Below are 13,180 nucleotides of genomic sequence, written 5' to 3'. Positions count from 1 at the left end.
TGCCGCCGCTGCCTCATCAACATCTGACCTTCTTCCTACACCGCGTTTGTGGACGGAGTGTTGATGAGCAGGAGACTGATCAACTGCTCGGTCTCCGGCTCGAGGTCGAGGTCGAGCGTGCGGATGGCCTGCTGGAGTGTGGTGATGGCGGTGTGGAGTCCGCCGCGGTTACCGGCGGCGTGCTCGATGCGCATCCAGTCGCGGTAGAGGAGTTCGGCGGTGGGCTCGACGTCGATTCCCACGGCGATGGCGCGGCGGGCTGCCTCGAGGTCGAGCTCTCCATGAGTGGGGTCGGATCGGTAGGTGGCCAGAGTGTGAGCGACATCGATGATCCGGCTGATCATCTCCTGCTGTAGCGGTGCCGCCCAGGGAAGGTCCCGGCCGCCGAGGGGGCGACCGCGCACCAGGCTCAGAGCTTGCTCCAGGTAGCCTGCCGCGGTGGTGGGTGATGCTGCGGTCAGGCCTCTCTCGGCGAGTTGCTGGAAGATGGTCCAGTCACAGCGAACGGCGGGGGCCAGGCGGTAGCTGTCCGTTCCGCGGGTGCGGCGGGGGACGTAGGGGTTGCCGTCGGCGTCGACCCCCAACTTGTTGCGCAGCCCGTACATGCGGGAATTGAGGGTGCTGGTAGACCAGGGGTTGGCCGGGTCCATGGCTTCGCAGATTCCCGCGGTGTCCCGGTGGGGCCGGAAGTAGAGCAGCACGGCGAGCTCGGTGAGCTTGGGGCCGTGCCCGGAGGCCCCGACGCCGGTTACTTCGAGGGGACCCAGGACCCGGACTTCCGGAGCGTGTAGATCGCGCGCTGTCGGTACCTCCGGCGCGTCATCCGTGGGAGAGCCCGGAGCGGGGGAGTCCCCGGCGTTCCGGTCCGTCGAACTGCCGGGATCCGCGGCGGCGTCGGTGAGCTCGGGCTTAGCGGCCTCGACGTCGGTTCGCTCAGCAGCGGGGCATTCGACCGGGTCGGCGATGTCATCGCTGTCCTGCGGGAGACGGGGGGAAGGCGCGGAGGGGGAGAGGAGCCGTAGCCCCGCTGGGTCGCTGGCGGCTCCGATCAGGGCGGGGAAAGGTCCTTCCGGTGCCTGCTCGTCGTTTCCCGGACCTGCGTCCTCTAGAGCCTCGCCTCCTTGGGCGGGGATGGGGCGGGGCGTGGGCGGCTCCGGCGGTACCTTCTCCCATGCGCCGTCCGCGGGCCGTGACGGCTGCTCGGTGACTTCGAGGGTGGCCACCAGCTGTTCGTAGGCCGTGCTGGAGACGGACTGGACCTGAATCCGCGCGCCGAGCACCTCCAGTTCCTGTGCCTCCTCATCGGTTCCCGCGTTGAGCTGTTCGGCGTTGGGGAAGAGATGGCCGATGCCGCTCTCGGGCAGGACAGCGGCGACCTTCAGGCCCCGGGCCTTGTCGAGGGCGTCGGCCAACTGCCACGCCTCCTCTTCGCTGATGCGGCTGGCGCAGATCAGCATCCACGGCAGCTGGGCGCCGAGCTCGGGGTCCTGGTGCGCTTCCAAAAGCCGCTCGCCCAGGTCGCGGATCGCCGCGGCGGCGTGGGGGAGGTGCCGGGCCCTGCTGGTGGGCAGCAGGCGGGGCAGCTCACGTCCGAAGCCGATCAGAAGGATGTCGGCCTGGTCCGCCCACGGGCTCATGCCGGTTTCCAGCGCGATCGCCGTACACACCGCGTCCACCTGCGGCTGATCGCCTTGGATGAGCAGGGTCGAAAGCTGGGGCAGGTTGGCCAGGTACAGCGTGCCCTCGGCATCGGTGCCGAGTGTGGCCAGCCCCGGGTAGGGGGCCTGAACCTGCCGGGCCCGCTCCGGCTCCAGCAGTTCGGCCTGTGCGTCCAGCGCCCACCAGTCGCCAGTCCCGGCGGCGAACGGCGGCATCGGCTCCCCGGGGGTGTCGGGGAGAAGTTCGACCGTTCTCGCGGTGACCCGGGCGCCGCGCACCACGGGAAGTGTGGACTCTGCTTGGGCGGCCTGGTGGGCCAGTGTGCGCAGCGCGGTATCGAGGAGTTCGGCGCTGGCGGGTGCGGCGCTGGCGGTCAGCGTCTGCTCCAGCCGGCTGGACTCCTCGGGCATGGCGATGGTCTCGCCGGGCTTGCGTCGCCGCTGCTGGATGAGCCTCCGCAGGCCGATGCCGCCGACCAGGACGGCGGCCAGCAGGGCACCAACCCCCGCGGTGGTGCGCACGGAGACACCCTCGGAATGTGCGGCGGGCTCGGGCGTGGACCGATGCGAAGTGTCGGTGTGCTGCTGTGTGGGGGCCGGGGTGGCGGGTGGTCGTGTCGTCTCCTCGCCGCGACGGCCGTCCTTGCTGCCGGGGGTGTGCTCCCTGCTCCGGTCGTGGTGATGCCGCGGGTTCTGGGGGCGGGGGCTGGCGTCCGGCCGGCGGGTGTCGTGGTCCGGCTTGCGGGGGCTGGGGGAGGTGCTGTCGTGGTTGTTCTCGTGGTCACCGGACTGGCGCCGCTCGGTATCCGTCCCTGGGCGGGTGTCGCGGTCGTGCGGGGCGGTGGGGGAGGGTAGGAGGAGTTGCTGTCCGGGGTGGATCTGGTCCGGGTCGGTGAGGGGGCGGCCGTCAGGCCCGGCGTGGCCCTTGTTCCGGTCAAAGATCTCGTCGTAGCGCTCGGGGTCCCCGAGTTGCTCCTCGGCGATCGTGGAGAGTGTGTCGCCGGGCGCGACGGTGACCGTGCGTCCAGAGCCGCCCTGATGAGGGTCGCCGGAGCCGGAGCCTGGGCTGCCGGGCATGAGGAGTTTCCAGCCGGGCTGGATGAAGGAGTCGGCGTCGAAGCGGCTGCCATCAGTCATCGTGCGGCCTTGGTTCAGGGCGGCGATCTCCTTCCACCGTTCGCCGTCGCCGAGTTGCTTCTCCGCGATGCTCCACAGGCTCTCGGCCGGACGGGTGTCCTGCACGGTGTAGGTGTGCTGCCCTTTGCCGCGTTCCGTGGTGGCGGTGGGGGAGGGGGCTTGGTCGTGGTGGGTCTTGGCGGTGCCGGGGGTGGACTCGGCGGTGGGGGCTGCGGCCGCCGGGCTGGGTGTGGCCAGTGCGGTGCCGGTGGGCAGCAGGACGAGGACGCTGCTGATCAGGGCAGCAGCGGCGTGGCGGCTGACGTTGATCCGGCGGGAGGGCCGCGGTGCGCGTCCGCGGAGCTGGGCTGGGATCTCGGCGAGCACGCAGAAGGTGAAGTGGGCCCAGGCGATCCAGGCGATGGCGACCAGGGCCAGGAGGAAGGCTCCGCCGGTGTCCTGGCGGTCCAGCAGGTGCGTGAGGTCGTCGTGGCCGCTGTGCCATAGGGCTGTGGTGACCACTGCAAGGAGAACAGGGAGCCCGGCGATGGTGGCGGCCAGGAGCAGGAGGGCGGCCAGGCCGCGCAGTACTGCGTGGCGGGGTTTCGTGGGCAGTGGGGGAGGGGGCATTACGGGCCTTCCTCGGGAGCGTCGACACCGTAGAGAAGGGTGGCCTTTCCATGGCCGGTCACGGCGAGGGTGTCGACGCCGGCGGCGGCCAGGAACTTGGTGCGGTAGGTGGTGTGGGTGGTCACGGTCAAGGACTTGCCATCGGGGGAGACCCGCACGATGCCGTGGGTGCCGGTGGCGCGCAGATAGGAGCGTGCTGCTGCTTGAGCGGCTTGCGGGTCGGCGACGATGGCGTGGCCGGGGATGGCCTGGCCGGGGTCGATCGCCTGCCCGCCGGCTCGGGCGGCCTCGGTGGCCAGGGCATCGGCGCGCTCCACTGCCCGAGCTTTGCCGCCGCCGTCGACGGCGATACCGATGATGGCCAGAAGCGGCAGGACACAGATGGCCAGGTAGACGGCGACCCCGCCCCGGTCGCCAGTGGGACAGCGGGAGCGGCAGAACGCGGCCACGCTTCGGTTCAGGCGCATCTAGTGTCCTTCGCGTTGCCGGTACTGGTCGATGACCGAGGTGAAGGTCGAGGTCAGCGTGCGGGACCCCGGGGCGGGTAGCAGCAGGTCGGTGAGGTCGACCGTGCACCGCACGGTCACGGTGACCGAACTGGCCTGCCCCAGCGGAGCGTTGAGGCCGCTGGTGTCCACGCTGGTACTCGCGCAGCTGAGACCCTGGTCGCGCAAGGATTCCCGCGCAGCCGCGGTAGCCGCTTGTTGGGCGGTGGTTGACGTTCGCGCGATGGAGGCTTCCCGCGCGGCATCTTCAGCGGCGGCGTCGATCTTCGAGCCCGACATCGCCAGACGGCCTCCCGCGAGAGCCAGACACACCAGCATGATTAACAGGGGGGTGATGATGGCGGCCTGCACCGCCTCACTGCCCCGGTCCTCGCGCATGCGCTTCCGGAGAGTACGCAACCGCCTCATCCCCCCGGCGTGGTGAAGCGCTCCACAGCGCCGGACGCGGACTGGGTGACCGGCAGGTCGGGCACGAATGGCAGCAGCGACGGTGCCGCGCCACTGACCTGGATGCGTATCCGCTCTCCCGTGCTCCCGGCCGAGGACACCGTGGCCCGGCGCAGGCTGTCGCCGGCCGTGCGGTCCAGCACCTCGCGGGCGCGGTTCGCTCCCGTGCCAGGCCCGGCCTGATAGGTGCGGCCCGCGGCAATACCTTCCCGGGCGGCGGCCAGGGCGATCTGGCGGGCGTAGTACCACATGCTCGCCTGCACGACCACGATCGTGAGCAGTATGACGAACGGGAAAATGATCGCCATCTGCACCGACGCGTCGCCTCGGTCACTGGCCAGGCGCCTTCTCCACCTCTGCTGGGCGGTCGATGTGACAGACGGCATCAGATGCCCGAGAGCTTGCCGTTGTACTTCGCCACCACGGCGGCGATGGTCCCGGCGATGGCGATGGCGCCGCCGATGGCCGCCACCCAGATGATGATGGTCGTGATGCTGATGTCGCCCCGGTCGGGACGGCGCCGGACCTCCTTCAGCCCCCGACTCAGAGCGGCGGCCAGCACAACAGCGGTCTTCGCGGCGAAGTAACGCATGACAGGGGTTTCCCCTCTTTGGTGATCGGGAGTTAGGTCTCGAGGATCCGGAGAACAGCTGGGAAGGCGATCAGCAGCATGACCAGCACCGCGAGCAGGGCACCGGGGGCGGTCATCCGCTCGCTGTTGGCGTTCGCCTCAGCTGCCTGAGCCTCGAGGAGTTCGGTGCGCAGGCTCTGGGCGCGGGCCCGCAAGCTGGTGTAGACGGCGGCTCCGTCATGGGCCGAGCGGCGCATGATCTCGGCGATGTCTTCCAAGGCGGGCAGATCGTGCTCCCGGTGGAGTTCCTCCAGCGCCTCCCACGGGGGAATGCGGTCAACACGAGCCCGCAGCAGGGCGGTCTGAAGGAGCTGGAACGGCCACCCTTTGCCGACGGCGGCCGCCCGCTCCATGGCCTCGGTGGGCCCGGAACCACCGGAGCGCTTGAGCGCCACCAGGTCCAAGTAGGCGGTGAGCGCGTGGGCGAACTCTTCCCGGGCCCGCTTGGCCTGGTCGCGTACAGACAGGTCCGGCATGATCCACAGCAGCGTTGCGACGGCGAGCCCGGCCACGGCCGGCACGTAGAACGGCATGCCGACGCCCAGCAGCAGCCACGGTGTGGCGGCAACCGCCGGGGCCAGCAGCCCCAGGGCTGCCAAGGCAACTTTGGTCAGCACAAACCGCTCGGGGGTCTGCTGAAGCAGGGCGAGGTTCTGGGTCGGAATCCGCACCCCGGGCAGGTCGCCGAAGCGGTCGACCAGCCAGCGGCCCCAGACCGCGTCCCGGTCTCGCGGCGCCTCACTCTGCTGGGCACCGCCGGGAGGCGTGCGCTGAAGGGCTGCCGCCAACGACGGTTGCGGACGCAGCAGTTCCCGCACCAGCAGGGCAAACCCCGCCCCGGTGGTGCATCCGGACAGAACAGCAAGGCTGGTACTCATGAAGTCTCCCGTCCGACGGCCGTCGCCGGGTCGACCGTGCTGCGGACACGGCTGCGCGGATCGGGGGCCAGAAAGCGGGGGATGGGCCGGTACTCGGCCAGCGACCGCATCCACGTCAGCACGGCGATGAAACCTGCGGACACCGCGGCCAGGACCAGCTCGCCGAGCAGCGTGCCGTACGGCGCCGTGTAGCTGGGCACCAGAAAGCCCAAGCCCACCAGGCTCAGGGTGATGAACACCATCCAGCGCACCGTCTGCCGTGACTTGGCTCGGTCCGCTTCGCTCTTGCGGCGCTTGCCGACCTCCTCACGGATGGTCTCGGCCAGGTCCTCCAGCGACTGCGCCAGCCCCGGACCACGGTCGGCGATGGACAGAATGAGAGCGGCTACCAGCTTGTCTGCCGTGATATCGCCCAGCTCGTCGGCGAACTCGCGCAGGGCGTCCTCGGGGTTCCAGCCGAGCTGGAGCCGGTCCGCCAAGGCCTCCACTGGTTCCTCCAGCGAGGCCGGAGCGCCCTTCCGGCTCGCGGTCAGGGCCTGTTGCAGTCCCCGCCCGACCCTCAGACCATCTGCCACCTGGCGCGCCCAGTGGCTCAGAGCCTCCATCTGGATGATCCGGGCCTGGGAGGACTTGGTCGGCGACAGCAGCCAGGGCAACCCCACGACGGTGAGTGCCACCAGGCCCCCGGCCACGAATACCCCGGTCACTAGCCACACCGCCAGGCCGAGCGTGATCCCGGCCATCAGACGGGCCTGTCGCTTCATCCGCAGCTCCAGCGGGTCGGGCTGGCCCGCCTTCCGGGCCCTGAACTGGGCCAGTAGACTCGGCCGCGCAGGGCCGGTGGTGCCCACCACCCCCAGTGCCAGGGCCACCACACCTCCGGCGACGGCCATCCCGCACGCCATCATGATCAATTTCGTCATGCCGTGGCCACCTTCAGCGACAGCGGCTGCCCAGCCCAGCTGTCGTATGCGCCGTTCAGCAGGTGGTCCTGGAACCCGACGCGGCGGAGGTCTGCGAGGCAGGACGGGGGCATCCTCGGCACGGCCCTGACCTCGCCGAACTCCTCACCCGGGGTGAAGATCGCGTTGGTAGCGGGGCGGCCGTACTCACCGACGCCGGTGACCTCCAGGACATGGGAGACGAACCGGTGACGCTGCCCGCCGATCTTCGACTCATCCAGCATCCGTACGAACACGATGAAGTCCAGCCCGTTGGCCGCCTGCCGGTACGCCAGTTGCTCGGACATGTTGCCCTGCGCCAGCAGATACAGCTCAGCGATTCGGTCGAAGACCACCCCGGGATCGGAGGCATGTAGGGTGCACAGATTCCCGCCCTGCCCGTTGGTCATCGCCTGAAGCATCGCCACGATCTCCGGGCCCCGGACCTCGCCGACCACGATCCGCGACAGCGACATCCTCAGCGCCCGGTACATCAGGTCCATCAGCGTGATCTCGCCGATCAGCCGCCCATCCGGGCCGCGCTCACCATTGGACTCCCGCGCCTCCATCGGCACGACCTGGCGGTGAAACCCGTTCTTGTGGGCATACAGTTCGAACTCGGTCTCGATGGTCGCGAACCGTTCGTCCGGGCCGATCTCCTTGAGCATTGCCCGCATCAGCGACGTCTTACCGGCTGCCTGCGGGCCCGCGATCAGCACATTCTTCTCCGCCTTCACGCACGCAGACAAGAACGCCGACAGCGTGGGGCTGACCATGCCCAGACGCATCATCTCCTCGAGATCGGCATCCTGGACCCTGTGCCGACGGATGGTCACATAGGTCCGCGGACTCACCTCGGTGACAGCCTGCAACCGCGATCCGTCCGCGAGTCGCAGCGCCAGCATCGGGCTGGCCGTGGTCAAGGTGCGTTCGCTCTGGCCGCCGTCACCGCTGGCCAGGCGCCGAAGCAATTCCCGAAGTTCCTCCTCAGAGTCGGCCACCCGCTCAGCCCGGACCCGCTGTCCACCGGCCAAGTCCAGCCAGACCTCGTCATGCCCGTTGATGAACACGTTCTCGACCTGGGGGTTGTCCAGGTGCTGCTGGAGACGGCCGGCCCGGAAGAGCTCGTCGAACACCGCCCGGCGCAGCGCCGCGTCCTCAGCCGCTGTAGGACTCACTCCGCGCTCGGCCGCGGCGGCGTCCGACCACTCCGCCACCGCCTCGTTGATCCAGTTTCGGGCACGCTGCTCCACGGTGTCCACGCCCACCATCGGCGAGGCCTTCCGGAAGTCGGTCACCTGCCGGGCCACGCGGTCTTTGACCAGTGCGACAGCATCCCGATCCACCACCAGCGACGGCACCGCCGCTCCGAGTACCTGGTGCTGTCCCGCGCTCCCCGCCGCAACACCCGGGCTCCGCAGGGTGCCTGCGGAGACCGGAGTGTCAGCGGTCGACGGCGGCGGCATCCGAACCGTCGGGTCTGGGTGCAAGGGCTTACCACGCACTCGTCCTCACCTCCCTGCCCCCGGCAACCGACCCACCGCGGGGAGCCAGGCGAGCACGCCGCAACGCGGCCCGCTGCCGCAACGGCGTGGTCGCCCCATGCACAGCCCGCATCAACTCACTCCGGGCGAAGCGCGCAGGCTGCTCCGCGCCGTCCGACAACACCCGGGCCTGCGACGGCCGGTAGGGCAGCGTGCCAAGGACAGGCGTCTTCAGCAGCTTCTGCACTTCCCCGGCCGAATACGGGCCCTCGTCCACCAACAGCAGGCCGACCTCACCGACCCGGCCCCGAAGCGCCTCGAGGCGCACCTGCACCGACTGAACTGCGCGCATCGTCGATCGAGCCACTATCACCAGCAGGTCGGCCCGTTGAGCCAGGGCCGCCGAAGGGCCGAACGCCCCACCCCGGCCCAGGTCTATGAGCACGTCATGCGGATACTCAGGGTGCCGCTCGATCCCCGCGAACAGGTCAGCCAGCTGATCCCAGGCCGGAGCCAGAGCTGCCGCTTGCGCAGGGTCAGTGAGCCCGGGCAGCACCACTCGACGATGACCCTCCGGCTGCGCGGTCCGGTCGTCACCGGAAATGTCCACCAGCTGCCGCCAGAAGGCCTCGGGCAGTTCCCCCTTGCGGGCGGCCACGGAGAGGTTCTTCAGCCCGTACTGGTCTCCGAGCGAGCCCTGAAGCAGCCCGTACAGCACCGATCCGCCGTCCGGATCGCACTCGGCCAGCACCACCCGGCGCCCTGGATCCAGGGGCCAGGACAGCAGCAGCGCCAGCGCCGTCGTCGTCACACCTGGCGAGCCCGCACAGCCCGCCAAAGCGATCACCGGCATCACGCACCGCCCTGCGCATCGATCAGCAGCCGGATCTTCCCCGTGGACACCCATGCCGCCAGCAGGGGAGTCTCGGTGCGATCCGCCGCGACGTCGACGACCACCGATCCGGTTCCAGGCGTGGGGTCGCCGACCCTCACCACGCGAGCTGAGATCGGCTCGGCCTGGGCCTTGCTCGCCTCCTCGTCCTCACCGGGCACCTGGACGATCTGGACTTTCTGCCCCGGCGCCAGGGAACTCGCGGGCACCTGCTCCGGCTTCAACCCCACCGGAACAACCTGCTCACCGGGCCTCACCAGGGAACCGCTGGTCACCTGCCCGCTGGACAGCAGCGAGCCGGGTTTGAGCTCCACAGCAGCCCGCTTGCCCACCACATCGGACCGGTCCGCCACCTTCACCGCCGGATCCAGCGCGACCGACGCCTCGCCCAGATCCCGGTCAGTGATCACCTGGCCCACCGGCACAGCCCGGACCACGGTCACCACCTCGGTACGGTGTCCGCTCTCCATCAGCAGCACCGCCCCACCGGCGCCCCCGCCGGTGATCAGCACCACGGCCAAGGCGATCAGCCCTGGTCTCCTCCGCCGGGCCGAGACCCGCGGAGGAGTCACCGGCCCCGCCACCGGCGCCGGAACTCCGGCGCCTGGCGCGCTACGGTCCTTGGTCTTGCTCACTACTTCGTCCTTTCTCCACCGGGGTCAGCCGAGAGCCTGAAGCTCGCCGACCGACACCTCCACCTGGGACTCCCGGACTTCCGTGAGCTCCCCTGACTGACCGCCGCCGGTCCACTTCACCGTCCACGTTGACGTCGCGTTCACCTTGAACTCCTTGCCGGACTCCGTCGCGGAGGTCTGCGCGTAGGTGTGGCCGCAGTCTGGCGAGGTCCGCTTCCCGTACGCCTTCTGGTACGGCGTGCCTGCTCCGGTGCAGGTCACCGTGGACCCATCGCCCATTGCCCACTTGATCTTCGAGACCTTGGCCGTGGCTGTCACCGTCACCGCCCCCGCCGATGCCGTGGCCGAGTTCGGCCCGTAGGTGGTCGCCGACTTGCCGACGTGCATCCACACCGGAACACCCACCGCCCACCGGCCCGTCGCACTCGGGCTGACGATGTCCGGCCCCTTCAGCTGCATCTTGTCGACGGCCTGCTGCGCCAGCTGGGCGGGATCCGGTCCCGTCGCTGCGGGAGGTGTGGCAGACCAGAACGTTTGGAGGGGTAGCGGAACACCGAGGGTGGATGCGGCGGTGGACGCGTCGAAGATGCAGGAACGCGTGTAGATGGCGCCGTCACCTGGCTTGTGACCCTTCCAGACCGCGCTGCCGGCTGGTGGCTGCGGATTGAGTCGACTCACCGTGCAGGACCGGACCTTCGGCTTTCCGCCCTTGCTCCCCTTCGGGGCAGGCTTGTGCCGAGCTTCCGATCCGTTGGAGGCGGGCGATCCAGGATCCGTTGCGCAGACACTCACCCAGGAGTCCGTGCCCCCGCACAACCCGTTTCCGTCTGCATGCGCTGTCGCGGGCAGCGCGGCACCGAAGACGGCGCCGCCGGCGACCGCCAGCGCCAGTCGCTTCAGCAGGTGCGGGGTTTTGACGTGACTTTCAAAATCATCCACTGCTTCCCCCACTTCTCAGCATTTATCGTGGTTGCGTAGCGCTTGAGCTGCCCCTTAGGGGAGGGCACGGTCTTCCCGGTCTTCCGGTCGACACGTGTCCACTTCGAGACGTCGAGACAGTCGGCGATCGTTGCTCGAGGCACCTTCCGGTCCATGTCGAGACCGGAGACCTTGGCGTCGTTGACCGGCGCTCCCTTGGCCACGACGCCGGCCTTCTTCAGGCTCATCACGTCGCTCTTTGCCCTGGCCAGAGCGTCGGCGCTGGCGTATTCGTCGAGGTCGGTGCCCTCGACGGTCACCTTCGAATAGGCCTTGACTTGTTCGTCCCAGTAGTGCCGGTAGGCGGTGAGTACGTCGCGCTTATCAGGAGCCTGTGGGTCAGAGCTGGCCGTGGTCTGCGAGGACTGTGGCGACGAAGCGGCCGGTTTCGAAGGGTGCTTGGACTCCTCCGACTTCCCGTCACCGCCAGAGCACGAGGAGACAGACAGTGCCACGCCGACCGCAACCGCCCAATACCGTGTGACCTGGTCCCTCCTGCCGCGACGGAGTGCGGATCGAGCGGATGAAGATGGCGGTGTCACAGAACCCCCTCATTGAGTGCTGACGACGCGATCCGGAAGCCATCCGGGCCGCTGGCAATGGAATTGATCAGGTGCAAACCGGTGGAGATCGCGTTCTTATGCACCGTCAAAGCGGCTTGTAGGCGAGAGCGGCGTGAATGCAGGAGTCGGCTTCCAGCCCTGTCTCGGTGTCGTCGGGTCTCCACCGGTTGGTGGCCACGATGCCGGGCTCCAGGACCTCCAGGCCCGCCCCGTCCAGAAATCCGGCGATGGTCGCCTTGCTCCGTGGAGTGACGATCACCCCGCCCTCGCCATACATCCGCGTCAGGTTGTAGACCGGGCGCCGGTCGTCGTCGTAGTCGTAGGTGCCCTGGCTGAAGGCCACGTAGCTGCCCGAGGGCAGCGCGGCGACCAACCGCTTGATGATGCCCGCCGGATCGGCATCGTCCTGCACGAAGAGGAACACCGAGGCCAGCAGCAGGGCGACGGGCTCCTCAAAGTTGATGATCCTGCGTACCTCGGGGGAGCCCAGGATGGAATCCGGGTCGCGGACATCAGCGGTGACGTGGGCGACCCGGTCGTCGTGGTGCAGGGAGGCCGCCAGGTTCGCGCTGATCACCGCGTCCCGGTCGACGTAGGCGACCCGGCAGTCAGGAGAGATCTCCTGCGCGACCTGATGCACATTGGGCTCGTGAGAAAGCCCCGAGCCGACGTCGAGGACCTGGCGCAGCCCGTACTGGCCGACCAGGGTCCGCACCGCTCGTATCAGGAAGCTGCGCTGGTTGCGGGCGATCAGCTCGACGTTGGGCACCTGCGCCCGGATCCGCTGGGCCAACTGCATGTCTCCCGGCCAGCTGTCCTTCTCTCCCCGCTTGCTCAGAAATCCGGCGTAGAGCCGCGCGCCGTGCGCGTGGAGGGCATCATCAGAGGTCATGCTGATCTTCTCCAGTCTTCATGAATCCCCTCCAGTAACCGGCGTGTCGGCTCCCCGCGGGGCGTGGCCTGTCCTGCTGTCTGGTCCAGGACCTCGGTGTAGGCCGCCACCGCCGCTGGTTTGTCCACGAAGACCAGGCCCTCCAGTTGCTCCGCGCACACGATGTCGGGCAGCTCCTTCGGCCGAAGCCGGTAGACGCAGCACGCGCCGGCACGGGCTGCTGGCGCGGGACCGGCAGAGAAGGGAACGACCTGGATAGTGATGTGCGGTCGGGAGGCCATGGTCAGCAGGTGGGCGAGCTGGCCCGTCATGACCTTGCAATCCCCGACCTCCCACCGCAGTGCCGATTCGTCGAGCACTGCCCACAACATGGGGCTGCCGTCGCTGTCCAGCAGCGCCTGGCGTCGTTCGAGGAGTTCGATCCAGCGGTCGGGCTCCGGTCGCGGGGCGATCGCACGGGCGTACTCCGCTGTCTGCAACAGCGCGGGCACCTCCCATGGCGCGTACGCCCGGATCCGGGCCGCTCCGCTCTCCAGGGTGAGGCAGTTGGTCATCGGCCCGTCCAGCAGATCGCTGTAGGGCTCCCACCAGTTCTTCAGCGCCGCCCGCTCGGCCAGCGCCACCAGGGCGCGGACCTCAGCCTCGTCAGCTCCGTAGTAGGAGAGAAGGGCTCGAAGGTCCGAGATGCGCAGCCGGTGCTCCGCACGCTCCATGCGCCGCACGGTGGTGTGATGCAGTCCAAGCTCGCCGGCCGCCTGGGTGAAGCTGCGTCCGGCCCGCTCCCGCAGAGTCTGGAGGTGCCGGGCGAGCACCTTGCGCAGAATCGCCGGACTGTCCTCGAACACGCCGCTCCCGTCCCGTGCCAGCCAACCGCGCCCGCGGCGACACCATGGTTTTGCGAATCGCAAAACGCGCTTCGGACTTCCGAT

14 protein-coding genes are annotated in these 13,180 nt (G+C 69.1%); all 14 read right to left on the bottom strand.

Annotated elements, in window-relative coordinates:
• Positions 1–35: 35 nt before the first annotated feature.
• Positions 36–3,404: a LysM peptidoglycan-binding domain-containing protein gene (locus tag HUT19_RS00260; RefSeq protein WP_176178513.1), complete on the bottom strand. Its 3,369-nt coding sequence runs from the start codon at positions 3,402–3,404 to the stop codon at positions 36–38.
• Entirely contained in the window at positions 3,404–3,871 is a 468-nt protein-coding gene (locus tag HUT19_RS00255; RefSeq protein WP_176178512.1) for a pilus assembly protein TadG-related protein, read from the bottom strand. Before HUT19_RS00255 ends, HUT19_RS00260 begins: the two co-directional genes overlap by 1 nt.
• Positions 3,872–4,288 (bottom strand): TadE/TadG family type IV pilus assembly protein, encoded by a 417-nt coding sequence (locus HUT19_RS00250; protein WP_254885329.1) that lies wholly within the window; start codon positions 4,286–4,288, stop codon positions 3,872–3,874.
• 26 nt (positions 4,289–4,314) lie between these two features.
• Positions 4,315–4,743: a TadE family protein gene (locus HUT19_RS00245; RefSeq protein WP_303331491.1), complete on the bottom strand. Its 429-nt coding sequence runs from the start codon at positions 4,741–4,743 to the stop codon at positions 4,315–4,317.
• Positions 4,743–4,949 carry a hypothetical protein gene (locus tag HUT19_RS00240; protein WP_176178510.1) on the bottom strand — a complete coding sequence of 69 codons (207 nt, stop codon included), beginning with the start codon at positions 4,947–4,949 and terminating at the stop codon, positions 4,743–4,745. Before HUT19_RS00240 ends, HUT19_RS00245 begins: the two co-directional genes overlap by 1 nt.
• A gap of 32 nt (positions 4,950–4,981) precedes the next feature.
• Positions 4,982–5,866 carry a type II secretion system F family protein gene (locus HUT19_RS00235; RefSeq protein ID WP_176178509.1) on the bottom strand — a complete coding sequence of 295 codons (885 nt, stop codon included), beginning with the start codon at positions 5,864–5,866 and terminating at the stop codon, positions 4,982–4,984.
• Positions 5,863–6,789, bottom strand: coding sequence for a type II secretion system F family protein (locus HUT19_RS00230; protein WP_176178508.1), 927 nt, complete (start codon positions 6,787–6,789; stop codon positions 5,863–5,865). The genes HUT19_RS00235 and HUT19_RS00230 overlap by 4 nt, the downstream gene beginning before the upstream one ends.
• Positions 6,786–8,273 carry a CpaF family protein gene (locus tag HUT19_RS00225; RefSeq protein WP_176178507.1) on the bottom strand — a complete coding sequence of 496 codons (1,488 nt, stop codon included), beginning with the start codon at positions 8,271–8,273 and terminating at the stop codon, positions 6,786–6,788. The genes HUT19_RS00230 and HUT19_RS00225 overlap by 4 nt, the downstream gene beginning before the upstream one ends.
• Before the next feature lie 28 nt (positions 8,274–8,301).
• Positions 8,302–9,144, bottom strand: a complete 843-nt coding sequence (locus tag HUT19_RS00220) for a hypothetical protein (RefSeq protein ID WP_176178506.1) — start codon at positions 9,142–9,144, stop codon at positions 8,302–8,304.
• On the bottom strand, positions 9,144–9,818 hold the full coding sequence (locus HUT19_RS00215; RefSeq protein ID WP_176178505.1) for an SAF domain-containing protein: 675 nt from the start codon (positions 9,816–9,818) through the stop codon (positions 9,144–9,146). The genes HUT19_RS00220 and HUT19_RS00215 overlap by 1 nt, the downstream gene beginning before the upstream one ends.
• 24 nt (positions 9,819–9,842) lie before the next feature.
• A complete protein-coding gene (locus HUT19_RS00210; RefSeq protein WP_254885327.1) occupies positions 9,843–10,769 on the bottom strand; it encodes an ATP/GTP-binding protein in 927 nt (308 codons plus the stop codon).
• Positions 10,715–11,251 (bottom strand): hypothetical protein, encoded by a 537-nt coding sequence (locus tag HUT19_RS00205; protein ID WP_176178504.1) that lies wholly within the window; start codon positions 11,249–11,251, stop codon positions 10,715–10,717. Before HUT19_RS00205 ends, HUT19_RS00210 begins: the two co-directional genes overlap by 55 nt.
• A 193-nt stretch (positions 11,252–11,444) precedes the next feature.
• Positions 11,445–12,251 carry an SAM-dependent methyltransferase gene (locus HUT19_RS00200; RefSeq protein WP_176178503.1) on the bottom strand — a complete coding sequence of 269 codons (807 nt, stop codon included), beginning with the start codon at positions 12,249–12,251 and terminating at the stop codon, positions 11,445–11,447.
• The gene (locus HUT19_RS00195) at positions 12,248–13,096 is read right to left on the bottom strand and encodes a helix-turn-helix transcriptional regulator (protein ID WP_176178502.1); all 849 of its coding nucleotides are present in this window, start codon (positions 13,094–13,096) and stop codon (positions 12,248–12,250) included. The genes HUT19_RS00200 and HUT19_RS00195 overlap by 4 nt, the downstream gene beginning before the upstream one ends.
• Positions 13,097–13,180 lie beyond the last annotated feature (84 nt).

The organism is Streptomyces sp. NA02950, assembly GCF_013364155.1.
GTDB lineage: Bacteria > Actinomycetota > Actinomycetes > Streptomycetales > Streptomycetaceae > Streptomyces.
This window is presented reverse-complemented; position numbering and strand designations above follow the sequence as displayed.